Below are 26,441 nucleotides of genomic sequence, written 5' to 3' on the forward strand. Positions count from 1 at the left end.
AACCCACTCATTAATGAAAATAGTAGCCCACATTGTTCGCTTCCTGGTTGGGGGCATTTTTATTTTCTCGGGATTGGTCAAACTCAATGACCCGGCTGGTACTCAAATCAAACTTGAAGAATATTTTGAAGTTTTTGCCGCCGATTTTCCCGCGATGCACGATTTTTGGATGTCTTTGGTGCCTTATGCGTTGTATTTTTCAGTGTTGATGTGCGCCGCTGAGGTGATTTTGGGCGTGGCGCTTCTCGTGTCGTGGCGGCTCAAACTGGTGAATTGGATTCTCTTAGCGCTGATTATTTTCTTTACGTTTTTGACGTTCTATTCCGCTTATTACAACAAAGTGACCGATTGTGGCTGTTTCGGTGATTTCCTTAAACTCAAACCTTGGACTTCTTTTACGAAAGATATTATCCTGTTGGTGCTGATTTTGTTCCTCATTTGGCAACGAAAAGTTTTCCGAAATCTTTTGACTGGCTCGTTGGTGGGCTTTTCGGCCATTTTTTCATTGGCTTTGGCCATTTATGCTATTCGCTACCTGCCGCCTTTTGATTTTTTGCCCTACAAAATCGGTAACAACATTCCGCAATTGATGCAGCCTTCGGAGCCGTTGCGCTACAAATACATCATGGAAAAAGACGGTAAATCTGAAGAGTTTGAGAAGTTTCCGACCGATACCACCTATAAGTACAAAGAAATGGTGCTTATCAACGAAAATGCCAAGCCGAAGATTACGGATTATAAAGTCTGGAACAATGAGGGCGATTTTACGCAAGAAACCTTCAAAGGGAAAAAGCTCATCATTATCATTAAAAACGGCCCAGACCTCAACGGCGCTAGTTTGGCTAAGATTCGTTCTTTGGTGAATTCACTGAAAGGCAGCGATATTGAATCATTGATTTTAACCTCTAACAGCGACGCAGAAATTCAGGAAATCCGTAAAGCTTACGCGCTGGATGTTCCTTATTTCTTTGCCGATGGCACCGTTTTAAAAACCATTTCGCGCTCCAATCCGGGCGTGTGGCTGCTCGACAACGGTACCGTTAAAGGAAAATGGCACTATAATAATACGCCTGATAAAGAAGGGGTTGTCGGTAAATTGTAATATCAGTGTTCAGGAGTGAGGAGTGAGAAGATTTTCTTCTGACTCCTCACTCCTCACTTCTCGCTTCTATGAAAAACATATTCTTAGTAGGCCTTCCTTCGTCGGGGAAAACGACGCTTGGCAAACAGTTGGCTCGGCATATTCGGTACCGTTTTGTGGATACAGACGTGCTCATTGTCAAAGAACAAGGCATGAGCATTAATGATATTTTTGCCCAAAAAGGAGAGCCTTATTTCCGGGAGGCCGAAGCTCGAATTCTGCGGGCGATTCGTCCCGATTCCAAATTGATTGTGGCAACGGGCGGAGGAATTCCTTATTTTCATGACAACATGGCGTACATCAAAGAAAACGGTATCAGCGTATTTCTGGATGTGTCGCCCGAGGAAATTGTAGCTCGTATTCAACGGCATTCATCCAACGACCGGCCTACCTACCGTAAACACGATACGCAACTTTTGCAGAACCTTCAACAAAAATACCATGACCGTTTACCTTTTTATTCGCAGGCCGATTTTACGTTGAAGGGAGAAAATCTTCATATCAAACAACTAATCGAGGTTTTGCAGGAAGTCGTAATGGAATAATAACGCTCATTTTTAGCTCGTTTTGTACAGACACAAATACACATTATTTGTATAATCTTTTAAAGGGTCGTTTCTTTGCCCTACTAACTATTAAACGCTTTTAAAACCCGAATGAATTACGAGAGAATTTACCAATACCGCTTTAAGCAAGTAGCTCACGAAAAGAAGAAAGTGATTTGGAATATAATCGCTGACTATTTTTATCATAAACTAGGAAAGCCACAACGCATTTTGGACTCGGCGGGTGGGATGTGTGAGTTTATCAATGCGGTTCCTTCCCCCGAAAAATGGACGGTAGACATAGTTGATGCCATTAAAAATTACGCGGCTCCAGAGGTAAACCTTATCATTGGCGATATTCTGAAAGTGGATTTGCCCGAAAATTATTTTGACGCGGTATTTATTTCAAATTTTCTGGAACACCTTCACAGCCAGGAGGAAGTGGCGTTTTTTTTAGAAAGGATGTATAAATCACTCAAACCAGGAGGTAAAATCGGGATTATCGGGCCTAATTTTAAATATTGTTATAAGCAATATTTTGATTTTGCAGACCACACCGTTGTTCTTTCAGAATTGGGAGTGGAGGAACATCTGTACGGAGCTGGATTCAAAATCAGTGAATCACATGCGCGGTTTTTACCTTTGTCGTTTAGGGGAGGCTTACCTGTTCATCCATTGCTTGTGAAACTCTACCTGTCGATGCCCTTTACATGGTGGGTTTTGGGGAAACAATTTTTGATAGTGGGCGAGAAATAGAGGCGATATGTCAACACTTACGGTATTTTATATAAAGTTAGTATTGATTGCGTTTTCGTCTGTGGCTATTTGGTTAGGCGCTCGTTCGGATTCTTTTTGGCAACAAATTCAAGAAAAGCAGCAAGAAAATCGCCTTCTGGGCTTTGGGCTTATTTTGTTCAGATTGTTGCCCTTCATTTTGGTGTATGTAGTAATGAATTATTCACCGCGCGGCGATGTGCCTTTTTTCTGGGGCAAAGCCACCGTGGCGTACCAAGGCGGCTTGGTCTATCGAGATTTTGCTTCTTACCACGCTCCGCTGTTTTCGTACATTATTACCCTACCTATTTTGCTTTGGTATACTCCCAAAGCCATTGTGTTGTTGATGGTGATGATCGAAGCCGCCATTATTTGGGGTACCTATCGCACTTACAAGTCATTGCAAACCAATGCGTTTAAGTCAATAATGCTGTATGTGGTGCTCTCTGCGCCCGCAGTAATGGTGTTGTTGGGTGGACAGGAAGATATTTGGTTGTGGGGAATTGCGGTTTGGATGTTGTATTACTTTTTACGGACCAAAGACGACGGATTAGGGCTTGGACTTCGCTTTTCGGCGGGATTGATTGTTATTAAAGCTACTGCTGGTTTTTGGTTATTTCCATTATGGTTTTTGCTGAAAAAACGCTGGTCTTTCCTATTGGGGATGATTCTGGTCGGTGTTCCATCGTTGGTTATTCTGTATTTATTGATGGGGATGGATTTTTTGATGCCCCTACAAATGACCACCAACTTGTTGACACCCAACCTATTTACGGTAGTTAGGCCACTCATCACCGCGCTGCTAGGAAACGCGCCCGACCTGCCCACTTTTAGTTGGATTGGGATGGTGATTACGCTTTCTTCGGCAGTTTGGATGTTGTACTTTGCTCGGCATAAGCCATTGAAGCAGACTTTGCCTTTGGCATTTTTAGCGACCTACATTGCCATGACTATTTTCCAGCTCAGTTCTCCTGGGTATTACGTATTTACGTATATGCTTCCTTTGGTGATGGAGTTGGTAAATTGGAAAAAAAGCCGAGATGTGGTCATTTTGTTGCTTTTCAACGCGTTGCTTGTGGTGCAGCCTTTCCTCTTTACGCATTTGAATAGCCCAACCTACGACGACATAACCGTGTTAGGTGAGCCTTTATTCCTGTTGGAGTATACATTACAACTTTTAAATGTGGCCTGTTATGGATGGTATTTTCTGAAAGTATATCAAAAGGCGCGCTTCGCTTGAGGAGGTTGATTTAGGGTTTTTGACCCAATCATAAATTTAAAATCGTAAATCAAACATTTAATTAATGCTCGTTATTGTTGCAAAAACCATTGTATCGCTGATTTGTATAAGTCTGGTGGGTATTTTACTTGCCTATCGGACCGCAATAGAACAGTGGATTGCGCGTCAAAATGAGCGATTATTGCTCGGTGGCGTTTGGGTGGCTACCCGGCTAGTACCCTTTATCGTCATCTTCGTTATCATTGGTTTTACGCCATTTTCAGACCTTGATGGTTTTTATAATCAGGCTAGGGAAGCGGTACAACTCAAGATGGTTTACCGCGATTTTTATTGTATGTATTCCCCCTTCTTTCCATACGTAAACGCGTTGGCATTGGGGTTTTGGATGGATAAAAAAGCGATTATTTTCATCATGATTCTTATCGAAGGTGGCGCATTGTGGACCACCAATCGGTATTATCGAGCACTGTTGCCAAGTAGTGAGCGAATTTTTAAAAGCCTGATTTACTTATTATTACCTGGGTCGTTGGTGTTCTGTGTGTTTGGTGGGCAGGAAGATGAGTGGATGTGGTTTTTGCTCATAAGTGCATATTTGGTATGGCAACGTACCAAGCGTGTGGAATGGTTTGGGGTAGGACTTGTGGTTGGTTTTATGTTTACCAAAGCGGTTTTTATATTGGTTGGCCCAGCATTGTTGTTCTTGGTTCCTAAGCCTGTCAAATGGATTGTAGCGGCTGTGGTGGCGGGGGTTTTATGCTTAGGGGCTTTGTATTATTTTACCGAATTTCTGTGGTTGGAGCAACCCTTGCACGAAGCCGCTACCCTTCGCGCACCCAATTGGCTTTCAATTCTTAATCCGCTTACGTTTGGGATGCTCCATGCGGGGGCCAAAGGTTGGAATTGGTTAGGCTTATTGACTACAGTGGGCGTGGGTGTCGGCTTAGCGTATCGCCTGCAAAAAGTGGATTTCGTTCGGGCTTTTTCGGCGGTTTTTGTGGTGGTATACGGCACCATGATGGTTGTGCAGCAAAGTGCTTACAGCAGCTATATATTTATATTCCTTCTGCCGCTTACGTTTGTCTGGGTTGATTTTAGTAATCGAAAAGAAATTGTTATGTTTCTGTTATTCAATGTGTTATCGGTTGTCCACCCTTCTTTGTGGTGGCGGCTCAAAAGTCCTTACTATTCTTCTCCTGCCGCTATTTTTGCCCAACCTATGTATATTTTGGACTACATCTTGCAAGTAGGGGTTGTGATTTGCACAATCTACTTTCTACGGATGGTGTGGAAAAAATCCCTTCTTCTGACCAGTTAATCTTAACTCAGAAGAAGGGGCAAGGTCTATAAATCATCTACTTTGAACACGCCCTCAAACACTTTGATGGCGGGACCAATGAGGTAAATATTATCAAATTTTCCTGGAGCTTGGGCCACAAAAGAGACCCGAAGGTTTCCGCCCCGTGTCTTGACGTTGATGGGTGATTCCATCTGTAACCGGTCATGGGCCGACAGCGCGCAGGCCGTCACGCCAGTGCCGCAGGAGTAGGTTTCGTCTTCGACGCCGCGCTCGTAAGTGCGAACGTATAGTGAATCCTCGTTGAGTACTTCCACAAAATTGACGTTAGTGCCGCCAAGAGGACCATAGACATCGCCATAACGGATTTTTTTGCCTTCATTGAAGACTTCGGCGGTTTCGATATCTTCTACGTAGGTTACCAAGTGTGGAGAGCCCGTGTTCATGAAATCATCGTTGCCGTCGTGTCGAATGCCCGATACATCAATCATGTTGAGGAATATTTCTTCTTCACATGCTACTGCTTTGTGCTCACCGTCTACGGCAATAAACGTGGTGTTTTCCTCAAACAGACCTAAATCCTGGGCAAAACGAACGGTACAACGACCGCCGTTGCCGCACATACTGCCTTCGCCCCCGTCGGCGTTGAAATATACCATCCGAAAATCATAGTTTTCGGCATTTCGTAATAAGATAAGTCCATCGGCTCCGATGCCAAAACGGCGGTGGCACAAAAAGGCAATCAGGTTTTTATCGACAGGAAACTGTTCGGCGCGATCATCAATCATGATGAAGTCATTGCCGGTACCTTGGTATTTTGAAAATGAAATCGTCATTGTGGGTCTTGGGGGTTAAATTAGGTATAAAAAAAGCCGCCTCTAAAGACAGCTTTTTATGACCACTCTGTGAAAGGAAATTATTTCTTCTCCTTAACACGAGCGGCTTTTCCTTGCTTACCACGAAGATAGAACAAACGTGCACGACGTACTTTACCGCGACGAATTACTTCGATTTTGTCAACGCTTGGTGACAAAATAGGAATGATACGCTCAACACCTACACCGTTTGAAATTTTACGAACTGTAAACGTTTCGCCGTTTCCGCCGTTGTTACGACGTTGGATAACGGTTCCGGTAAATACCTGAATACGTTCCTTGGCACCTTCAATAATTTTAAGGTGAACGCTGATAGTATCTCCAGCACCGAATGCAGGATGGCTGTCGCGTCTTCCAGCGAATTCAGCATCTACCAGTTTGATTAACTCATTAGTCATTGTTTTAGTAAAATTGTAGCTTTTTCCAGCGGACGGCTTATCGGCCTTCATTCAAAAAAGCGAGTTTATCAGAAAAATTGCCCGCAAAAGTACTGTTTTCTGCGGATAAATGCAATTGAATTGCGGGAGTTTTTAGCTTTAGTGAATGTTTTTTTTCCTGAATTGTTATCCTACAAACGCAGGAGGCACTTTTTAGGCTAGATAATCGACCACTTGTGTATCTTTGCTTTCCAAATGAACAGCACGCATGACCAAAATTACCGACTACATTCAGCAGGCCAACGGAAAAACTTTGTTTTCACTGGAAGTTATTCCACCACTTAAAGGGAGCAGTATCAAGGAGTTATTGGCCAATATTGAGCCATTAATGGATTTTAAACCTCCATTTATTGATGTTACGTACCACCGGGAAGAGTACATCGAACAGATGCTTCCTGACGGAACCGTCAAACACATTGTAACGCGCAAACGTCCCGGAACTTTGGGGATTTGCAGTTCAATCATGCACAAATTTGGCGTGGATGCGGTTCCTCACGTACTGTGTGGGGGATTTACGCGGGAAGAAACCGAAGATTTTTTGATGGATTTACACTATTTGGGCATTGATAATGTGTTGGTTTTGCGCGGTGATCCCGCCAAGCCTTACAAGACCTTTAAACCCAAAACAAACGGCCACGAATACGCGAGTCAATTGGTGGAGCAAGTGGCCAACATGAACAAAGGCCAATACCTGCACGAAGGCGTAGAAGCATTAGCACCAACGGATTTTTGCATTGGGGTGGCGGCGTATCCTGAAAAACACTTTGAAGCCGTTGATTTCGATGTTGATTTTGAGTATTTAAAACAAAAAATTGCGCTGGGAGCGGATTATATTGTGACGCAGATGTTTTTTGATAACAGCAAGTACTTTGAGTTTGTGAAGCGCTGCCGAGAAGCGGGCATTACGGTTCCGATTATTCCGGGTTTAAAGCCGCTTTCAACCAAAAAACAACTGAGTGTGTTGCCGCGTATTTTTTATCTACACATGCCCGACGATTTTGTCAAAGCAGTCGAAGCTTGCGAAAATGACGTGCAGGCCAAACAAATAGGAATTGAATGGTGTACGCAGCAATGCAAAGAATTGATGGCGTTTGGTGTGCCCGTACTGCACTTTTATACGATGGGCAAGTCTGAAAATATTTACAAAATAGCGTCTCAGTTGTATTAATCTGAACGTATAGAAACGAAAAAAGCCGCTCACTGAGCGGCTTTTTTCGTTTTGAAGGTAGTTGATTACTTATCGCCAGTACGACGAATCTCAACTTTTACTTCTGTCTTTGGGGCAACTACGGTGTCAGTTGTTTGTTTGGCAATCACCGTTTTTTCATCAATGCTGATTTTGGTTTCTACGACTGTATCCATTGTTGGGAGTAGAGAAATCAGGCGCTGATCGTTGAGTGAAAAAACGGGGGCCGTTGGTGTATACGTATCTTGCGTTGGCAAAGAAGCCAACAATTCTACAATCTGATTTTGTGTGCGGAGGCTCTTTCCATCTTGAGCTACGGCAATATGTCCAAGTGATAAAACACTTAAAGCGGCGGTGATGATGAACGTTTTCATAATGGGTACTTTGTTTTAATTTAACGATTTAGCATTTGCTATTGGCTGTTATTCCTTTTTTGACACTGCAAAGGTGCAGGGTTGCTGCGACTTCGGAAAGTGAAATTGGATGAGTGGATATTTTTTAGTGATGAATGGTATATGATTTGCCATCAAACCAAAATATATTCTGTTTTTATTTGTTAAATAGCGTATTGAATGTAAAAAGTTATATATAAAATACGTTTTGTTATATATTATACAAAATTATATTTTGTTTATATTTTGTTGAAATAGAGTAATTCTACACTCTAATTTCCTGTTTTCTTACCAATAACGTTTAAGGTATTTTATTGTACTATTTTTATTGCTTTTTGTGAAAATCATTGTTATTGAGATACTTATTGTTATTTTCACAGTCATAAGTGCTGTTATTCTATTCTTCCCTTTTTAACCTCTTATCTCTATGGCTTCAAGTGTCAAAACGCTTGCGTGGATTTTGCTCATTGGCTGGATGGGCGGGTCTACTTACTGGCATGTTTGTAAAATCAAATTGTTATGTGACGGTCCTCCCGAAGTAAGTACCGCTGCGCCCGCTGGTTATTCTATCCCTGCCCTCAGTATAGTGGATGGAAACAATCTTAGTTTATCATCGGCGATGAATTTTGGCTTTAAAAAGTCAATGCCCGAGCCTAATTATGTCAATGTTAAAAAAGAATTGGACTCATTGGCGGCTTACCTTAAAGCAAATTCTGGTCGAAAACTGACAATTACGGGGCTTTATTCTTCTATTGAACAAAACACCACTTCCTTCCCTGATTTGGGATTGGCGCGCGCGGATGCCCTGAAACAGTATTTGGTACAGGCGGGAGTGCCCGGAAGTCAGTTGGTGACGGCAAGTAAATTGATTGACTTAACATTCAGCGCCGACGATTCTACGCACGGGATGGAGTTTGGGTTTGACAGCTTGATGATTCCGAAAACAGAAGAGGCGCTTGCCGCGGCGGAGAAATACGAAAATGTATTCAAAACCATGGATTTGTACTTCAAAACCGCCAAAGCTGATTATATCAAAACGCCCGAGAATGAGAAGTTTATCGAAGAGGCAATCAAATACCTAGCGGCTAATAAGGATAAAAAGCTTGCCTTAACGGGCCACACTGACAACGATGGTACGGATGAAACAAACCTGAAGCTTTCTAAAAACCGGGCAGGCAGTGTGAAGGCATTATTAATGAAGAGAGGAATCCCAGAAGCCCAGTTGGTGACTGATGCAAAAGGCGAGTCGCAACCAAAAGCCTCCAACGATACTCCTGAGGGCCGTAAAGCCAACCGTCGGGTAAGTATTATTGTACAATAAATTTGTCAATTCGGTAAAACTCCTATTTATATTATGTACTCACATTTTAATCCGTTTGCCTCGGGAGATGCCTGGTGGCAACACCTATTGATGCTGGTGATAGCAGCTATATTAGGCTATATCATTGGCTATATTTCGGCAAAAAGTAAGGCCGATAGTTTACGAGCGGAATTGCAGGCGCTCGAAATCGATATTGATGAATGTCAACAAAGCAAAAAAGAAGTAATCGCGGTTACTCCGCCCGTCGCAAAGGCCGCTGCTGTTGTAGCTCCGCTTCCCACGCCCGCTGTTGTCACTACGCCCGATGATTTGAAAGTAGTGGAAGGGATTGGACCGAAAATTGAGAAACTGCTTAATCAGGAGGGGATTTTAACGTTTGCTCAGTTGGCCGAAGCCTCACCCGAGCGGATCAAAGAAATATTGGTGGCTGCTGGCACCCGTTATGTAATGCATAACCCTGCTACGTGGCCTGAGCAATCGGCACTAGCCCGCGACGGCCAATGGGACGCGCTGAAAACATGGCAGGATGAGCTCAACAAGGGCCGTACACATTAATGGTTTTACCCTCAAATTAGATTAATCACCATGATTATACTACAAGCTACTCCCATAAGTCAGAACTTTTGGATTGCAGGATTTGAAGCCCTCGCCCTGTTGGCCTTGGCGGCTTATATTGGCTGGTGGATAGCCCGCCGTACTTTTGCGGTAGAACTGGCTAGTCTAGAAGCCGACGTTCATACGCGTCACAAAGAGCTCAATGATTGCCACAAGAGTAAGTTGGCAGTCTCAACGCCTGCTCCAGGCCGAATCCCAGAGCCTGTTCAACCAGAAAGCCTTAGAGTTGTGCCCGTAATTCCGAGTGAACCCGACGATTTAGAAATTATTGAGGGCATTGGACCCAAAATTGCTGAACTTCTTAATCAACAAGGGATTTTGACGTTTGCGCAGTTGGCCGAAACGCCCGCTGAATCTATCAAGGGAATTTTGAATGCGGCTGGTCCGCGTTTTCAGATTCATGACCCTACTACTTGGCCAGAACAAGCTTCTTTGGCCCGTGATGGCAAATGGGATGAGCTGAAAAAATGGCAGGATGAGCTGAATAAAGGCAGGTTGGATTGAGTACAGTACATTTATCAAACAAAAAGCCCCGATTTTCGGGGCTTTTTGTTTGAGGTATAGTCAGGGCTTATTCAAAGAAAGGAACCCCTTTTGGAGCGTATTTACGCATACCTTCTTCATTGATTTCCACGCCGACACCCGGTTTTTCGGAAAGCGGAATATACCCATCTTTCACCATCGGCCCGTCAAACGTTACGATTTCTTTGAACATCGGTTCTTCGTGGAAATAAATCTGCCACTCCAAAATCAAAAAATTAGGCACCGAAGCGCATACGTGGCTCGAAGCCATAGCTCCTAAATACGAAGCCACCATGTGGGGTGCAAACGGCACGTAATATAAGTTGGCGAGGTTGGCAATGCGCTGGCCTTCGCCCAGCCCGCCAGCTTTTTGGAGATCGGGCATTACCACGTCTACCGCCCCCAATTCCAACAGTTTCCGGAAGCCGTGCGCCAAATAGTGGTTTTCACCCGCACAGATGGGCGTTTGGGTAGAGTCCCGGACGGTCTTATAGGCTTCGGGGTTTTCGGCGGGAAACGGTTCTTCCAAAAACAATAATTTTAACGGTTCCATCATCTTAGCTACGCGCTTGCCAGTGGTGGTATCATAGCGACCGTGCATGTCTACACAAATGTCGATTTTTGGCCCAACGGCTTCCCGCACGGCGGCAATTTGGTTATACATCCGTTCCAATTCCCCATTGCTTGCGGTCCAGTTGTAAGCGTCGTACTTGTTGGGGTCATTGCGCTCGTCAATGTCGTATTTTACGGCGGTAAATCCCATTTTTACGGCGGCTTTGGCGCTTTCGGCAAAGGCGGCAGGGCCTGTTTGGGTGGTTCTGTACGCACCGGTATCGCAATAAACGCGGATTTTGTCCCGAAATTTTCCTCCCAATAACTGATACACGGGCATTCCGAGCGCTTTGCCGGCCAAATCCCACAGGGCAGACTCAACCGCCGACAAAACCGCAATGTACATCCCCGCCTGCGCTCCTTCAAAAAAACCAGCGCGGCGCACATCTTCAAACAAGCGGTGTACATTGAGCGGATTTTTCCCCTTGATACGCTCGCCCATCATTTTGACCAGATGGTACGTGCCGGGCGTTGCATCAACACCTTCACCGCAACCGTGAATACCCTGATTGGTATAAATTTTAACAAATAAACTGTGCCCGTTGCGGATAAAACCGCATTTAATATCGGTGATTTTTAAATCAGAAGGGGCTGAAGATTGGGGTGTGCGGTGGAGCGCAGTTTCAAGTCCTTGGCCATAACTGCTGAGGGTTGAAAGGCCCAGAGCGGTGGTAATGGCACTTTTGGTTAAAAAGTCGCGGCGGGAGGTCATTGGATTGTTGAAAGGTTAAAAATGGAAGGAAAAGGGTTAACAATTTACCAAGTGCGATTTTTCAAATATTCCTGAATTTGTTCTTTCGGTACTGGAAGCTCGTTGATGTGTGAATTGAGCCATTTCGAAAAATCTTTTTCAATCTCGTCCGACCAGCGATTGTCGATTTGTCCTGCCGTGTATTTTTGCTCGCGGAGCCGTTCATGGCCAAACATATCGCGCAAACGCACGATTTCTGAAGTAGTTACCACCTTTTCGGCCAAATGTGGTGGAATAAATGTAACGGCCCCGTCGCGCCCCAGCACGACGTCGCCGGGCATGACCATTACCTTGCCAATGCGCGTAGGGTGATTAATGCCCACCAAGGTAGTATTCAGTTCACCATCAGGATTGTTGAGGTGGTGTGAAGGGTGATAAGTGCGGAAAAAAGAAGTAAAACCGCCGATTTCTTTCAGCCCCGCAATGTCGCGAATGGCACCTTCGTACACAATGCCGTTGCCTGATTTGGCGTAGATGGAATTTCCTAAATTATCGCCGATGGTAGGGCCATTTTCGTGCGCTCCGAATTGGTCCACTACGTACACATCGCCTTTGACGAGCAGGTCAATCGGCCATGAATTCTGGGACTTGATGCGCCCGTCTTTTTCGTGTCCTTTTTTATCAATCACGCGGTGAACGTCTGGCCGACCGGGCATAAACGTTGCGGTCAAGGCCCGTCCAACCAACACGCTGTCGGGGTTGATGCATTGCCACCCCTCAGCGTACTGAAATTTATAGTTGGCTCCTTTCATCACCGCCCATGCTTCTTCATGCGTGACGAGCCTCATGCGTTTGAGGAGCGCATCGGAAACTTTGGGGCGACCGTCGGCAAAGCGTTCTCCCTTCCATTCGGGGGTTAGAAAAAGGAGCTCTTCTTTGGAAATTTGTTGGGCAAATAGGGGTAAGGTGAGTCCCCCCCATAGAATAGCGGAGAAAAAGAGAGTTTTCACAAGATACTAAGTTGAGGATTAAAGGTTTTACTTTAAAAGCCGATATTCTCCTAAACTTACTTTTGCGCTATTTTTTCTATTAATACTTCTGTTTTATGGATTAAAATTAACCCTATTTCGCCGAAGGTTTTATCCCATAACTGCGCAATTCGTCGCGTATTTTTTTTACCCAACTTGCCTGCATTCCTTGGTTGATTCCGTGGTTGGTTTCGTCATCGTATTGCTGCTGAAGCTGCGTATGAAGCCGAAAATATTCCAGATATTGGTATTGAATCTCACTACTGAAGTCCTCGACAGAAAACGTCATGGTTTGTACTTTTCGCTTAAAGCGCTCTGCGGTGACGCGAGTTACGTCAAAATGAAGCTGTTCGTGGTCGAGAACGTAGTCGTTTTTAGAATCGGGCCGAACCCATGAGATGGTTTTGTCAATCCAAACTTTCGTCCGAACTCGTAGCTCTACGGTGCGATTTTTGACGGAGGAACGAGCCTCAAATCCGAAACTCGTAAATACCTGTGCTGCCCACCGATTAAACACACTGGGAGCACCCTGAAAATCCAACCATGTAAGCGGCCGATTGGGGTTATAATACACCAGTGAGTCGGCTTTGGCGGGCGCTATAAGGCTATCATCTTCGATAATAACGGTGACACTTTTCGCAAAAATATCGGAGACATTCACGCTTTGGGCGTACCATTTACTAAACCCCTTCAATTCATTTTCCAACAACCGCCTGATTTGGGGCTCAATGATATCTTCTGGCGGAACCCCGCTGCGGGTGTAGGTCGTGGTGGCATTGCCGCCAGTAAGAAAGACTCGTTTACCATCACGGTACGTTTCAAAGCTCAGATTCATTTTGATTTTCCCAGTCACTTTGGCGGGAGGGAGTAGGGTTTCTCTTACATGTAATTCTTTGATCACAAGGATAATAGGGGTTAGGGAGTCGGTGTTGGCGGGGTTGAAATGCCGTCGCAACAACTTGTCGATGGAGGGAGCTACCCCTCCCTGGAGGACGGCGGTTAGGGGCTGTGGCTTACTCCAAACCGTTCCAATATTGGTAGTGATGGGGCGGCTGTCAATGACTTCGACGATAAAAAAACCTTTGGGCTGTACGTTGAGCCGTTCGGATTTTAGGGTGATGGTTTGGGTCTGCGAGAAACACGGCGTTGGGAGGGTAGATTGCACGATAAAAAACAACAAAACCCATGCGAGACTACGCTGCATACCTTTCTTATTTGTTACTTTGTCTTTCATTACGTACGAATTACAACGAATACACGGCACTTTTAAACTCAATGTTCAAGAAAATGCGTCCTGCTTTTGACGATATATTTATGGAATTGGCCCAAAATCTGGCGCGGCGATCGCATTGCATCAAAGCGCAGGTAGGGTCTGTCCTCACCAAAGATACGCGGATTATTTCAATCGGTTATAATGGCCCGCCGTCGGGAACCCACAATTGTGATGAAGAATTTCCTGGCGTCGGTTGTCCCCGAGACTCTAAAGGAAGTTGTTCTTTGGCCTTACATGCGGAGCAAAACGCCATTTTGTACGCCGTTAAAAATGGCGCAAATCTGGAAGGAACCACTCTCTATGTAACACTTTCGCCTTGCATAGCCTGTGCCCGGGTAATTTTTACGATGAAAATCAAACGGGTTATTTATCTAAATTCTTATGCCGAATACAAAGGCATCGGTATTGATGAAGGGGTAGAATTTTTGCGCAAGTTTGGGGTGGAAGTAGATCGGTACATTCCGAAAGAGAATGTTGAAAGCCAATTGTCTATTGACCATCTAAAATAACACTTTCTGCACTTTTTCTGACAAAACGACAAAACCCAATCGGTCATTCGTAATCGAACCTCGCCAATGAACTACCTCGCCCATTTTTATTTGTCTTTTGAGCAGGAACCATTAATCATTGGCAATTTGCTGGGCGATTTTGCCCGTGGCCGCCTTGACCACCCGCGCAATGACCGATACAACGCCTCCATCAAGCAAGGCATTTTGTTGCATCGTCATATTGATTCATTTACTGATTCGCATCCGTCGGGCCATACCTGTCGTCAGGCATTGCCTGACTATTTTGGCAAATATAAAGGTGTGATTACGGATATGTATTTTGATTATTTTCTGGCAAAACACTTTGCGGATTATCATCATTTGCCCCTAAAACACTTTACGATGTACGTGTACGGGGTGTTGGAAAAGCACCGTTCGGTTTTGCCGCAAGAAGCTTTCGGGTTGGTAGATTCGATGATTAAGTACGATTGGTTGTATAATTATCAGTTTCTGGAAGGTATGAATCGGTCGTTTGGTGGAATGTCGCGACGTTATCCGTTTTTGGCGGGGATTGAGCGGGCAGGAGCAGAGCTGTTTGAAAATGAAGCCCTCTATGAGCCATATTTTCGGGCATTTTTCCCTGATTTAATCAGCAGTTGCAAGGATTTTCTTTCGTACGATTAGAGGTAATTTATCTAACTACTTGAACCATGTTTAATGAACCTACTCCTTTAAAAGAACTGATGAGCCACTTTCCGCAGGCGGGAGAGGTGATTTGGATTGGACTACGTACGGCTACGCGACAAGAGATTAAAATTGTGGAAGAAACCTACGCCCGTATTGGTACAGGCTTAGAAGGCGACCGCTACAAAGGTACTGCCGATAGCAAACGTCAGGTGACGCTGATACAAGCCGAACATTTGGCGGCGGTAGGGTCGTATCTGGGGCGGGGAATCATTGATCCCGTATTGACACGACGCAATATCGTAGTGCAAGGAATCAACCTATTGGCACTCAAAGACCATCGCATCCAGATTGGAGACGCTGTACTTGAGATGACTGGACTGTGCCATCCGTGCAGCCGCATGGAAGAAGTTTTGGGGCCTGGAGGCTACAACGCCATGCGCGGACACGGCGGTATCACTGCGCGCGTGGTGCAAGAAGGGGCTATTCGGTTAGGGGATACCGTGACGGTTTTAAAAACGGAGCAGAAGATTTAATGCTAACTTCCTGATAACTTTTCAATTACTTACGTTCTCTGTTTTTTCTGTTTGAATTCAGACATTGACTTGCTAACTTGCGGCCATGGCAGACAATTTTGTAGTATCGGCTCGGAAATATCGCCCCGTTACGTTTGATACGGTGGTCGGACAGTCGCACATTACCACTACCCTCAAAAATGCAATTCGTACCAATCACCTTGCACAGGCTTTTTTGTTTTGTGGCCCGCGTGGGGTGGGAAAAACGACCAATGCGCGTATTTTAGCCAAAACCATTAATTGTCAGAGTCTTACGGAGGATGTTGAGCCCTGCGGTGTGTGTGAATCTTGCGTGGCGTTTCAAAACAATGCCTCTTTTAACGTGCATGAATTGGATGCCGCTTCCAACAACTCCGTCGATGATATTCGAAATCTGATTGATCAGGTACGGTATCCGCCCCAAACGGGTAAGTACAAAATCTACATCATTGACGAGGTTCATATGCTGTCTTCGGCGGCGTTCAATGCGTTTTTGAAGACGCTCGAAGAGCCACCGAGCTATGCCATCTTTATTCTAGCAACCACGGAAAAACACAAGATTTTACCGACGATTTTGTCGCGTTGTCAAATTTTCGATTTTAACAGGATTCAACCGCGCGACATCGCCGACCATATTGAGCAAATTGCAAAGAAAGAAGGCATCAAAACCGAGCGCGAAGCCCTCGAACTCATTGCCCAAAAAGCCGACGGTGGACTGCGCGATGCGCTTTCGATGTTTGACCTTAATGTGACTTTTTCGACCGACAATACGGTGCGTTATAAAGAGGTTCTCGAAAATCTTCACATTCTTGACTACGATTATTATTTCCGATTGACGGATGCACTTTTGACGGGAAACCTCTCGGAAACACTTTTGACATTTAACGAAGTTCTGAAAAAAGGTTTTGACGGACACTTGTTTGTGATTGGAATGTTAGAGCATTTTCGTAACCTGTTGGTATCAAAAGATGCTGCCACGGTACAGTTGCTCGAAGTGTCAGAAACCGCCAAGAACAAATACCTGGACCAATCAACGCGGGCGTCGCTTTCCTTCTTATTATCGGCTTTGAGCATTGGCGGTCAGTGCGATATAAACTACAAAGCGTCGAAGCAGCAACGGCTGCACGTAGAGCTGTGCCTCATGAAAATGGCCAAGCTTACCGAGGTGCTGGATTTGGAAGCCCTCGCGGCCGACGAAAAAAAAAAGCCTAACGTAGGGGCAGGTCCGGGCGGCGTACCGCTTGCGTCTGCTCAAAAAGGTAATAACGGTTCTTCGCCAAACGCGCTGGCAAATCCTGTAAATAGAACAGATGCCAATCCCGCATCCTCCTCGTCGTTGCCCACAACGGCCGAGCCTACCATTACCTATCAAAATGCGCCTAATGGAAAAGGATTGCCGCTGGGAAAACTGCGCTCAACGGTCAATTTAAGTACATCCATTACCGATACTCCCGCACCTACGCAGGTTTCCAAACCTGTCGAAGTAGCATTAGATGCCTTGCCAGAAAAAGACCTTCCCGTGACGATGGAGGCGCTGAAAGAAGTTTGGGCTGAATTTTCCCGAATGCGGGAACAAAACGGCGGTGCGGTGAGTGAGCAGATCATGCTTAACCGTGATTTTATCTTTGAGAATATGACCATTGAGTTGGTATTAGACAACCTGCATCAGGAAACCCTGCTCAATGAAATCAAACCGACCTTATTGGGTTATCTTCGTCGAAAGCTCCAAAACCGTCAGATTCAGCTTTCTCACCAAATTGCGCAAAGTGATGGAAAGCGCAACCCTTACACACCGCAGGAGAAATTCAACGTGCTCGCCGAGCGCAATCCCGCCCTCTTTGACTTGCAGCGGCTGCTAGGGTTGGAGGTTGATTTTTAGGGAATCGTAGCAAATCTTTTTTGGTTTTTTAGGTGATATTTACCTGAAATTGAAAATAGTTATCAAACGGTAAAAAACCTCTCTTGAGGCCTCTTATGCCCATTTTTTAGCTTTTTTTTGCCTTCGAACGGCCCCATGAAATTAGAAGAATAAGGCACTTTTTAATAATTTTTTGTCAATCCGAGATGAAAAAATTATTATTGAAAATAATACAACTATGCCTTAATTCCGCTCATTTCACTCCCTTACAAATGTTTAAATACTTCTTTTTCAGCATTAGCTGTTTGTTTACTGCTTCTTTGTTCGCTCAAGAAAAAAAAGCTGTTTTTGGGGAAATCCCTCTGGATGATGTCACTATGAAAGCATATCCATTGGACACCACAGCTGATGCAGTGGCTTTGTATGATTATGGTGAAACCACGTATGATTATAAAAGCAGTGATATTTTTATCAATCTGACGTACCACGGAAGGATAAAGATTTTAAAAAAATCAGCTTTGGGCCGGGCTACAATAAGTATCCCTTTTTTTCGAGGAATGGGTAAAACGGATGAGTTAGTGACGGATATTAAGGGATTCACGCACAACTTTGTGAACGGCCAGGTGGTGAAGGAAAAGCTCACCAAAGAAATGATATTTAATGAAAAACTGTCAGATAACTACTCTCAATACAAATTTACGTTGCCCAACGTTAGGGAAGGCTCAGTGATTGAATTTAGTTATACCATCTCAACGCCAATGTCGCTCACCAATAACCCCAAAACATGGACTTTTCAGGGAACCACGCCAGTTAGGTGGAGTGAGTACCGCATTGTGATTCCCGATGTGCTGTTTTATCGGATGTTGATGTCTGGTTATTTGCCGCTGGCGATTAATGAAAACAAGCCCATCAATACGATGTTTGCCGGAGAGAATATGGGGGCTGTTTTGTATCGTTTGGTGGTCAAGGATGCCCCTGCTTTTCGTGATGAACCTTATATTACAACGCCTTCTGATTATGTTTCCAAGATTGATTTTGAACTGGCAAGCGTCAATTGGACGGGTGTGTATACTAAAAATTTCTCTTTGGATTATGCGAGTATGAATAAGACGTTGTTGGAAGACAGCGATTTTGGAGAGCAACTAAAACGGACCAATTTTCTAAAAAGCATTGCCGCTGACATCAAAGCCAAAAACGCAGATACGACCGCGCAATGGCAGGCCGCAATGAAGTATGTTACTTCCAACGTAAAATGGGATGGTAAAACAAGTATCTATTCTAAAAGCCTTAAAAAGGTCCTAGAGAAGAAAGAAGGAGACTCAGGAGATATGAATTTGTTGCTCATTGCTTTGCTCCGTGAAATGGACTACGATGCCAATCCTCTGGTTCTTAGTACTCGTTCGCACGGACTAATCAATGAATCATACGCCCTTCTCAAAAAATTCAACTATGTAGTGGCGCACATAAGCAAAGATGGTAAAGATGTATTATTGGATGCCACGGATGAGTTTTTGAAAGCAGGGGTTTTGCCAATTGAATGTCTCAATCAGATAGGATGGCTGGTTCATCCAACAGACGCTCATTTTGTTAATATTCAGCCCATTGAGCAGGACCGGGAATATGAAAAAGCAGATTTTAGCATAAGTGAAGATGGAGAATTGACTGGAACGTTTTTGAAATCGTATGGAGGCTACAGCGCAGTTAGTGCCAGAAATGTATTTAAAGAAGAAGGCAAGGAAAAGTTTTTGGAAGAGATAAAAAAAGCAAAATCTTCCTGGACAATTACAAAGGCGGAATACAAAAACCTGAATGATATTGATATGGCACTGGAGGCTAACTATGATGTGTCAATGACCGATTTTGTGACGAAAGCTGGCAATCTGTTATACCTCAAACCCATGCTGGGCGAAGGCTATACCACAAACCCTTTTAAAGCGGAAGAAAGAGCCTTTCCCGTAGATTTTGGGTATTCGACGGAAGAAACTTTCTTGGCAAATTTTCAGATTCCCAAAGGGTATGCGGTAGCTGAAATGCCCAAAACAGGCGTTGTTTCCTTGCCGTCGGGAGGGGGGCGGTTTACGTATACAGTATCAGTGAATGAACAAAAAATAAGCCTTATAAGTCGTTATCAACTCAAAAAACCTACCTACACTGCTGAAGAATATGGTTTGCTAAGAGCATTCTTTGACGCAATAATCGCCAAGCATAATGAACAGATAGTGTTGAAAAAAGTAAATTAAGGACTTTAAGCGGGTACAGTTGTTGGAAGGAGAAGTTAAAATGATACTTAAAAAAAGGATATTAGCGGTTTTGCTGCTTCTTGGGGACGTTTCACTGCAAGCCCAAAATTATGCGGTGTCTTTGGTGCCTGCCGAATTGAGGGAAAAAGCGCACAGTGTAGTTCGGTTTTATCAAACGGAATTCAATGTAAAAGATGCGGGTCAGGCTACCACCAAAATTACGGGAGCTGTGACCGTTTTGGATGAAAAAGGGGCTACTCAGGCCGCAATCGTCATTCCTTACAATAAGTTTACGCGGGTCAATGACATCGAAGCTCAGCTTTTTGATGCAAAAGGAGAGAAAATAAAGCGTCTGAAACGTAGTGAAATAGAAAATTACAGCACAAGTTCAGGGGATAACTCGATTGAGGATAGCTTTGTCAAAATAGCCCTTTTAAGACACATATCTTATCCCTACACGGTGGCGTTTTCGTACGAATATACCACCCGAAACATGATGTTTTATCCCACATGGGAGGCAATCCTGAACAATGAGGAGGGCACTTCGGTGGAGAAAAGTAGTTTTGTTGTTTCTATGCCCAAAGGGTTGAAATTGAGGTATTTGGAGCAAAATATGCAAGCCAAAGCCAATGTGACAACGCAGGAAGAACGAATGGTTTATACCTGGGAAGTTAACAACCTGAAAGCGATAGAGGCAGAACCTTACGCCGCCGAGCTGAGTCGATTGCTTCCCTGTGTTTATACAGGACCTACCGAATTTGCCGTGGATGATTATCGAGGTAACCTTTCCTCTTGGGCTGACCTAGGGAAATTTTACGGAGAACTTAACAAAGAGCGTTATACGCTGCCTGCCCAAACGGTCAGTATGCTAAAAGAAAAGGTAAAAACCCTAAAATCCACTCCCGAAAAGATACGATTCATTTATGAATATTTACAAGGAAGTACCCGTTATGTGAGTATTCAGCTAGGAATCGGGGGGTGGCAGTCAATGAAAGCAGAGGAGGTAGCCGCCAAAGGGTACGGAGATTGCAAAGCATTGACTACGTACATGAAAGCCATGTTGCATGAAGTCGGCATAAATTCTTATTTGGCATTGGTACGGGCAGGTGCAGACGAATCTGATATATTAGTTGACTTCCCTTCGTTTCAATTTAATCACGTTTTTTTGTGTGTACCTACTGAAAAAGACACCGTGTGGCTCGAATGCACCGATCAGCATAATCCTTATGGGTATTTGGGTAGTTTTACGGAAGATCGTCATGTGGTTTTGGTGACCGAAGAGGGCGGGCGTTTGGTTAAGACCCCTGTTTATAAAGCATCCGAAAATCAGCAATACCGAACAGCTTCAGTTAAAATAAATGAAAATGCGGAAGGGGTGGTAGAGATGACTACTTTATACACTGGATTGCAGCAGGAGGAACATTCGGGGGCCCTACACGCACTGAATGCTGAAGACCAAAAAAGAAGACTACTCCAGAGCATCACGTTACCCACCGTTGAAATACAAAAATTCAGTTTTAAAGAAGAACCGACACTTTTGCCTTCGGTGGAGGAAAAAGTGCAGCTTTTTGCCAGAAATGTAGGTAATAAAAGCGGAACCCGAATGTTTATTACGCCCAATTTGCTCAATCAGACCCGAACGGTTCCGTCGGCAAACCCTGCAAGGAAATATGATTTTCAGATAATTAGCAATTACACCGACACAGATAGTATATGCTTTGAAGTACCCAAAGGCTATACGTTTGAGTATCTCCCCGAACCTGTAAAAATCGTATCCAAATTTGGACACTATGAAGCTACAGTTTCCTTGGATGGAGAACGGATAGTTTACCTTCGTCGTATGACGATGTATAAAGGAAACTATGCAGCGGCTGAATTTAATGCATGGGTGGATTTTCGAAAGAAAGTGGTAAAAGCCGATAAAAATCAACTTGTTTTGGTTGCAAAACCTTAAAGATGGTGAGTTGAGACTAAGATTGCAAAAAGGCTTTAAATAGCCCTGAAGGCAATATTATGGATAGTTTACAGTAGATTTTAGTTAAAAGTTTATTTTGACATAAAGCTGAAATCCAAACTTTGACTCCTATGTTCTCTCGTCGCGACTTTCTCATTCAGGCTGCTTTGGGCGGTGCTGCTTCGCTTATATCTCCCAATACGTTGTTTTCGGCTACGCGCCCCAAAAAAGATAAATTGGGGGTGGTATTGGTAGGGTTGGGCTACTACAGCACCGATTTGTTGGCCCCTGCTTTGCAATTGACCAAGAATTGCCAGTTGGTAGGAATTGTGACGGGTACGCCTTCAAAAGCTGAAACCTGGAAAAAGAAATATAATCTCGCCGATAAAAATATTTATAATTACCAAAATTTCGACCAAATCGCCAACAATCCCGACATCGACATCGTCTATGTGGTGTTGCCGCCCAGTATGCACCGCGAATTTGTGGTGCGGGCTGCCAAAGCGGGCAAGCAGGTGTTTTGCGAAAAACCCATGGCACCGAGCGTGGCGGATTGTGAAGCCATGATCAAGGCTTGTGCAGATAACAAGGTAAAATTGGCGATTGGGTATCGTTGTCAGCATGACCCCAATACGCAAGCGTATCAGAAATTTGCCAAAGAGAGTACCTTCGGAAAAGTCCGCATGGTGACCTGCGGTGCAGGATATTTTGACGCCCGCACTACCCACTGGAAACAAAACAAAGCCCTCGGGGGCGGTGTCATGGGCGACATGGGCGTGTATGCTCTTCAGGGAGCGCGCTTGGCCACGGGCGAAGAGCCGATTTCGGTCACGGCGCAGTTTCATACTACACGCCCCGATATTTACAAAGAAGTGGAAGAAACGGCTACGTTCCAGTTGGAATTTCCGAGCGGTGCATTGGCGGCCTGTCATACCAGTTTTGGCATCAACATGAATTATTTACAAGCCAATTGCGAAAAAGGTTGGTTTAAAATGGAGCCGTTTTCGAGCTACACCGGAAACAAAGGAAGTAGCCCACTGGGGCCAATCAATTTCCCCCTCGAAAATCAGCAGGCCCGACAACTCGACGAAGATGCCGAAGCCCTCATGAAAGGTACTGCGCTGATTGCCCCTGGCGAAGAAGGTCTGCGCGACATTCGCGTGGTAGAAGCTATTTACAAATCCGTAGCCGCTGGCGGGAAGATGATTAAAATTTAATTCAGGACTTTATTCAACTTTATAACGGGGAGCGAGGCAGTTGTCTCGCTTTTTTTATACTCTAAGTCTTTCAATCACAATAAAATATGGGGTTTTCGTTTGCCTATAGGGACTGAAAAATGTGAAATGCTGGTGCGCTAATCCGCTACTTTGTTCAGCATTCCTACTCCCACAAATAAAAACAATGCTCCAACGACAAAAGGCACGAGGGTTTCCCATTTGGTGAGCGTGAATCCTAAGACTGCTTTGTCGGACATGAAGGCGATGCAGGCAAAAAGAATAAAAATGATGCCCATGCTGGTGAGAATTGTTCCAATCGTACGTTTCATTATCAATGTTGGTTTATGGGGGCGAAAATAGGGCTTTTGCAGGAAGCATCCAACATGTGCATCAATAGGTAGATTGTTTTGTCTTAACTTTAGAAGTTAATTTTAGAAAATTCTCTCCCAGCATGAGCTGAAGGTCTTCTAGTGGCGCTTTCAGAGCATAGATTTTTGCGATTTCAACGGCAGGATGCAGCCACGGCCCATCGGTTCCGAATAAAATCTTGCTTGCACCCGCTCGTTGATAGGCCATTTCCAACAAATCAAAACGTCGTACGCCAGATGTGTCGGTGTACACATTCGGGTGCCGGGCCAAAAGGTCCAGAAAAGCTAACTGCGCTCGCCAATCATCGGCAAAACTGCTCAAATGGGGAATAATAAAGTTGACGTCCCGGTACTCAGTTGCGATGAGTTCAATAGTCGAAGTTTCGCCAGTGGGGTCGTACAAAACGGGAATGTTGAATGCCCTGGCGGCGATGCATATTTCACGCGAGATGCGGGCGTCGTGGCGATGCACCTTGATGCCGCAAAAGCCATACTCTTCGACGGCCGTTTGCACCATAGAATGAATTCTACCCCGGTCGCGCTCGGCATGAACAAACGCAAATCCATAGAAACGTGCTGGATAGCGACCGACGATTTGGGCGGTTTGGGCATTGGCCTTGGTATAATCGGTGTGAAAAGCGGCAAACAAAACCGTTTTTTGAATTCCTGCTTCGGCCGACCATTGCATGAATTTTTTCAACGAAGCTCGTGTATCCCAAGGGCCCGTAAGCCCGTCGCCTTCTCCGGCGTGACAGTGGCAATCAATGATAAGCATGGTGCATGAATTCAAGGTTTCTGATAAACTGTTTGGAGGTTTCTACCCCACGAAAGAAATTGGGAATATAAAATCTTTCGTTAGGCGCGTGCAGGTTGTCGAATGGAGAAGCAAAACCCATCATGACCACGGGGAGTCGTAATTGCCCCGCCAAAGTGCTGACGATGGGAATGCTGCCTCCTGAGCGCAGCAATACAGGTTTGCGACCGAATACACTTTGACAGGCGGAGGACGCTGCCTGAAAAACACGTTCGTCGGGATTCACTTGGTAGGCGTTGCTTTGGGCCGTAACGGAGACTTCCACGCGTAGCCCAGATGGGCATTGTTGAGCAACATACCGCGATAAAGATTGGGCTACCTGGTTAGAATCCTGATGAGGAACCAACCTAAAATTTAGTTTTGCCCGGGCCTGCCGAGGAATCACGCCTTTGCTGCCTTCTCCTTCGTATCCCCCCGAAATACCCGTTACGGTGAGAGAAGGCCGAATGGTAAGTCGCTCGTAGGCGGTGTAACATTCTTCTCCTATGCCATCCGCCATTTGTATCTCCTGCCTTAGTTGGGCATTTGAAGGGCCATTTTTTCTCATATATGTACGTTCTGCGGCCGAGATTTTGAATACGTCATCATAAAAGCTTGGTAATGCTATTTGTCCTTTGGAGGTATGTAACTTTGCAATGATATGCGCTAAACCGTGGATTGGGTTTGATGCAATTCCACCATATACGCCCGAATGCAGATCTGTACCATGCCGTGTTACCAACAACTCAGCATGAATATTGCCCCGCAGGCCGTAGGTCAGGGCGGGTTGGTGCAGGTCCAGCATACGCATGTCTGACACCACGGCGCAATCAGCTTTAAACAAAGCTTGGTGTGTGCCTAAAACATTGCTTAAATGTTGGCTTCCGATTTCTTCTTCCCCTTCAAATAAACACTTGATATTGATGGGAAGGCGATGTTCGGCCATGAGGCTTTCCACGGCTTTAAGGTGTAAAAACAGTTGACCTTTATCGTCAGAAACGCCCCTCCCGTAAAGATAATCCCCCCGAACGGTAGGCGCAAAAGGGGGTGTTTCCCATTCGTTGAGTGGGTCGGGGGGTTGTACATCATAATGCCCATAAATCAATAAGGTAGGTTTGGCCGTATCAATCAACTCTTCGGCATATACGACGGGTGGCGCTACCCCAGTAGTGAGTTGTACTACCCGTTGCATTCCCATCTTTTGGAGATGTTTAACCAGCCAATCGGCGCAATCAAACAGATGAGAACGGTGAGCAGAACCCGAACTCACGCTTGGAATTCGAACAAATTCTTTCCATTCGTTGAGCGCGCGAGTGTACATGTTCAAAAGAAATTTACTGCTTCAAATTCCAGTTCTTTCGATAGTCCGAAGTGTGCCTTAAAGTTGGGGATGTTGCGCAGCACCCCGATTTTTACGCCTTTACCTACCCGGGAAGAGGGTAAAAAATTCCGATCTTCTTTGTAGTCGAAGTAAGTTGGACTGAGCACGATTTTTTGTCCTTTAAATTCCCCCATTCTTTTCAACACCTTGATGATGGCAGTTTTCTTTTGGTCTTTGGTCGTTTTGCCCGCAACGGCCTTGTCAATCGCCGCCCCTACGATTGCGTGAGTGGTCGCGGAGAGGGGAACGGTTTGTTTATTCAATTGTTCCAGGGTGACGTTGTCAAACAAATCGGCATATTTGAAAGGAATCCAGTGATGTACTTCAATGCCAATGGGTTGAAGCGAGGAAGGGTTGCCAAAATGAAGTTTTCGGGCGTCAAATCGGGCGCTGGCCTTGATGGCGTTTTCGGCTTTAGACCCCTGTGTTTTGATGTCCGACCATTTTTTGGTTTTGTTTTGCTCGTAGGTTTCCAGTTCCAGTGCCTCCAGTAAGACTTCTGCCAATATCGACTGAACCCCGCGGACTTCTTTCAATCGGTCGTATATTCCACTTAGCTCATTGACCAATACCGCCATTTCATAGTCTGGATTCAGTGCGTTTTTGGCGTAACTTTCGGTAAGAATTTCGCCCAAAAAGGTGTTCTCAAGCTCTTTGCCCCCTGTGGGAGTGTCTTTTTTGGTTGTTTGCTCGGTACCGTCTTTTCGTCGTTTGTCCTGAACCTGCTGCCAGTCGGCAGCGGCGGTATGTTGTACGGGTGGCTTTGTATCCGACGGGGTGCCTGGTGATGCCAGCCGCGCAAGAATACCTGCTACCGCACCTAATTTTTGCGCTTTGGCTTTATTGCGTCTCCAAAAAGCAGAGAGACTTTCGCGCCAAGTTTCAAATTCGGCTTCCAATTCAGCATTGATTGAAGGAGATGCTTGAGAGGGAGGGATGTGATAAGGCTGCATAGTTT

26 protein-coding genes are annotated in these 26,441 nt (G+C 44.9%); 16 read left to right on the forward strand and 10 right to left on the reverse strand.

Annotated features, from left to right (window positions below):
- The first annotated feature begins 13 nt into the window (after window positions 1-13).
- The 5 genes from DR864_RS26725 (at window position 14) to DR864_RS26745 (ending at window position 5,015) form a co-directional block, all read left to right on the forward strand.
- Window positions 14-1,102, forward strand: coding sequence for a BT_3928 family protein (locus DR864_RS26725; protein WP_114069834.1), 1,089 nt, complete (start codon window positions 14-16; stop codon window positions 1,100-1,102).
- Between the two features lie 68 nt (window positions 1,103-1,170).
- A complete protein-coding gene (locus DR864_RS26730; protein ID WP_114069835.1) occupies window positions 1,171-1,686 on the forward strand; it encodes a shikimate kinase in 516 nt (171 codons plus the stop codon).
- 111 nt (window positions 1,687-1,797) lie between these two features.
- The gene (locus DR864_RS26735; protein WP_114069836.1) at window positions 1,798-2,442 is read left to right on the forward strand and encodes a class I SAM-dependent methyltransferase; all 645 of its coding nucleotides are present in this window, start codon (window positions 1,798-1,800) and stop codon (window positions 2,440-2,442) included.
- A gap of 7 nt (window positions 2,443-2,449) precedes the next feature.
- Window positions 2,450-3,700, forward strand: a complete 1,251-nt coding sequence (locus tag DR864_RS26740) for a DUF2029 domain-containing protein (RefSeq protein WP_114069837.1) — start codon at window positions 2,450-2,452, stop codon at window positions 3,698-3,700.
- A gap of 64 nt (window positions 3,701-3,764) precedes the next feature.
- Window positions 3,765-5,015, forward strand: coding sequence for a hypothetical protein (locus tag DR864_RS26745; protein WP_114069838.1), 1,251 nt, complete (start codon window positions 3,765-3,767; stop codon window positions 5,013-5,015).
- 26 nt (window positions 5,016-5,041) lie between these two features.
- Here DR864_RS26745 and dapF read toward each other — a convergent pair whose 3' ends face one another.
- Window positions 5,042-5,830, reverse strand: a complete 789-nt coding sequence (gene dapF / locus DR864_RS26750) for a diaminopimelate epimerase (RefSeq protein WP_114069839.1) — start codon at window positions 5,828-5,830, stop codon at window positions 5,042-5,044.
- Between the two features lie 80 nt (window positions 5,831-5,910).
- On the reverse strand, window positions 5,911-6,267 hold the full coding sequence (rplS, locus tag DR864_RS26755) for a 50S ribosomal protein L19 (RefSeq protein WP_114070496.1): 357 nt from the start codon (window positions 6,265-6,267) through the stop codon (window positions 5,911-5,913).
- Window positions 6,268-6,514: 247 nt separating this feature from the next.
- On the opposite strand from rplS, the gene metF reads away from it, so the two are divergent.
- The gene (gene metF / locus DR864_RS26760) at window positions 6,515-7,474 is read left to right on the forward strand and encodes a methylenetetrahydrofolate reductase [NAD(P)H] (protein ID WP_114069840.1); all 960 of its coding nucleotides are present in this window, start codon (window positions 6,515-6,517) and stop codon (window positions 7,472-7,474) included.
- Between the two features lie 65 nt (window positions 7,475-7,539).
- Here the strand turns inward: metF and DR864_RS26765 are convergent, their stop codons facing one another.
- Window positions 7,540-7,866: a hypothetical protein gene (locus DR864_RS26765; RefSeq protein ID WP_114069841.1), complete on the reverse strand. Its 327-nt coding sequence runs from the start codon at window positions 7,864-7,866 to the stop codon at window positions 7,540-7,542.
- Window positions 7,867-8,311: 445 nt separating this feature from the next.
- Here DR864_RS26765 and DR864_RS26770 point away from each other — a divergent pair, with 445 nt between their 5' ends.
- The 3 genes from DR864_RS26770 to DR864_RS30100 are packed head-to-tail and all read left to right on the forward strand — an operon-like array spanning window position 8,312 to window position 10,324.
- A complete protein-coding gene (locus DR864_RS26770; RefSeq protein ID WP_114069842.1) occupies window positions 8,312-9,205 on the forward strand; it encodes an OmpA family protein in 894 nt (297 codons plus the stop codon).
- Between the two features lie 33 nt (window positions 9,206-9,238).
- Entirely contained in the window at window positions 9,239-9,760 is a 522-nt protein-coding gene (locus DR864_RS26775) for a helix-hairpin-helix domain-containing protein (protein WP_114069843.1), read from the forward strand.
- 30 nt (window positions 9,761-9,790) lie between these two features.
- Window positions 9,791-10,324, forward strand: coding sequence for a helix-hairpin-helix domain-containing protein (locus DR864_RS30100; protein ID WP_205319165.1), 534 nt, complete (start codon window positions 9,791-9,793; stop codon window positions 10,322-10,324).
- A gap of 67 nt (window positions 10,325-10,391) precedes the next feature.
- Here DR864_RS30100 and DR864_RS26785 read toward each other — a convergent pair whose 3' ends face one another.
- The 3 genes from DR864_RS26785 to DR864_RS26795 form a co-directional block, all read right to left on the reverse strand.
- Window positions 10,392-11,666, reverse strand: coding sequence for a mandelate racemase/muconate lactonizing enzyme family protein (locus DR864_RS26785; protein WP_114069844.1), 1,275 nt, complete (start codon window positions 11,664-11,666; stop codon window positions 10,392-10,394).
- Window positions 11,667-11,710: 44 nt separating this feature from the next.
- Complete coding sequence (locus DR864_RS26790; RefSeq protein ID WP_114069845.1) at window positions 11,711-12,655, reverse strand: RraA family protein; 945 nt, start codon at window positions 12,653-12,655, stop codon at window positions 11,711-11,713.
- A 112-nt stretch (window positions 12,656-12,767) separates the two neighbouring features.
- Window positions 12,768-13,877: a DUF922 domain-containing protein gene (locus DR864_RS26795; RefSeq protein WP_162794149.1), complete on the reverse strand. Its 1,110-nt coding sequence runs from the start codon at window positions 13,875-13,877 to the stop codon at window positions 12,768-12,770.
- Between the two features lie 83 nt (window positions 13,878-13,960).
- Here DR864_RS26795 and DR864_RS26800 point away from each other — a divergent pair, with 83 nt between their 5' ends.
- The 7 genes from DR864_RS26800 to DR864_RS26830 all read left to right on the forward strand — a co-directional run bounded on the left by DR864_RS26800 (window position 13,961) and on the right by DR864_RS26830 (window position 22,941).
- Window positions 13,961-14,455, forward strand: a complete 495-nt coding sequence (locus DR864_RS26800) for a deoxycytidylate deaminase (RefSeq protein WP_114070497.1) — start codon at window positions 13,961-13,963, stop codon at window positions 14,453-14,455.
- A gap of 66 nt (window positions 14,456-14,521) precedes the next feature.
- The gene (locus tag DR864_RS26805; RefSeq protein ID WP_114069847.1) at window positions 14,522-15,118 is read left to right on the forward strand and encodes an acyl carrier protein phosphodiesterase; all 597 of its coding nucleotides are present in this window, start codon (window positions 14,522-14,524) and stop codon (window positions 15,116-15,118) included.
- Between the two features lie 26 nt (window positions 15,119-15,144).
- Window positions 15,145-15,654 (forward strand): MOSC domain-containing protein, encoded by a 510-nt coding sequence (locus DR864_RS26810; RefSeq protein ID WP_114069848.1) that lies wholly within the window; start codon window positions 15,145-15,147, stop codon window positions 15,652-15,654.
- Window positions 15,655-15,739: 85 nt separating this feature from the next.
- Window positions 15,740-17,551 carry a DNA polymerase III subunit gamma/tau gene (locus tag DR864_RS26815; RefSeq protein WP_114069849.1) on the forward strand — a complete coding sequence of 604 codons (1,812 nt, stop codon included), beginning with the start codon at window positions 15,740-15,742 and terminating at the stop codon, window positions 17,549-17,551.
- 251 nt (window positions 17,552-17,802) lie between these two features.
- Window positions 17,803-19,770: a DUF3858 domain-containing protein gene (locus tag DR864_RS26820; RefSeq protein WP_162794151.1), complete on the forward strand. Its 1,968-nt coding sequence runs from the start codon at window positions 17,803-17,805 to the stop codon at window positions 19,768-19,770.
- Between the two features lie 40 nt (window positions 19,771-19,810).
- Window positions 19,811-21,724, forward strand: coding sequence for a DUF3858 domain-containing protein (locus tag DR864_RS26825; protein ID WP_114069851.1), 1,914 nt, complete (start codon window positions 19,811-19,813; stop codon window positions 21,722-21,724).
- A gap of 131 nt (window positions 21,725-21,855) precedes the next feature.
- Entirely contained in the window at window positions 21,856-22,941 is a 1,086-nt protein-coding gene (locus tag DR864_RS26830; RefSeq protein WP_114069852.1) for a Gfo/Idh/MocA family protein, read from the forward strand.
- Between the two features lie 137 nt (window positions 22,942-23,078).
- On the opposite strand, the gene DR864_RS26835 is transcribed toward DR864_RS26830, so the two are convergent.
- The 4 genes from DR864_RS26835 to DR864_RS26850 form a co-directional block, all read right to left on the reverse strand.
- The gene (locus DR864_RS26835) at window positions 23,079-23,270 is read right to left on the reverse strand and encodes a hypothetical protein (protein ID WP_114069853.1); all 192 of its coding nucleotides are present in this window, start codon (window positions 23,268-23,270) and stop codon (window positions 23,079-23,081) included.
- Window positions 23,271-23,331: 61 nt separating this feature from the next.
- Window positions 23,332-24,084 carry an amidohydrolase family protein gene (locus DR864_RS26840; RefSeq protein ID WP_114069854.1) on the reverse strand — a complete coding sequence of 251 codons (753 nt, stop codon included), beginning with the start codon at window positions 24,082-24,084 and terminating at the stop codon, window positions 23,332-23,334.
- The gene (locus DR864_RS26845) at window positions 24,071-25,423 is read right to left on the reverse strand and encodes a dipeptidase (RefSeq protein WP_114069855.1); all 1,353 of its coding nucleotides are present in this window, start codon (window positions 25,421-25,423) and stop codon (window positions 24,071-24,073) included. Before DR864_RS26845 ends, DR864_RS26840 begins: the two co-directional genes overlap by 14 nt.
- Before the next feature lie 2 nt (window positions 25,424-25,425).
- Window positions 25,426-26,436, reverse strand: a complete 1,011-nt coding sequence (locus DR864_RS26850) for a hypothetical protein (RefSeq protein ID WP_114069856.1) — start codon at window positions 26,434-26,436, stop codon at window positions 25,426-25,428.
- Between the last annotated feature and the right edge of the window lie 5 nt (window positions 26,437-26,441).

The sequence above is a fragment of the Runella rosea genome (assembly GCF_003325355.1).
Lineage (GTDB): Bacteria > Bacteroidota > Bacteroidia > Cytophagales > Spirosomataceae > Runella > Runella rosea.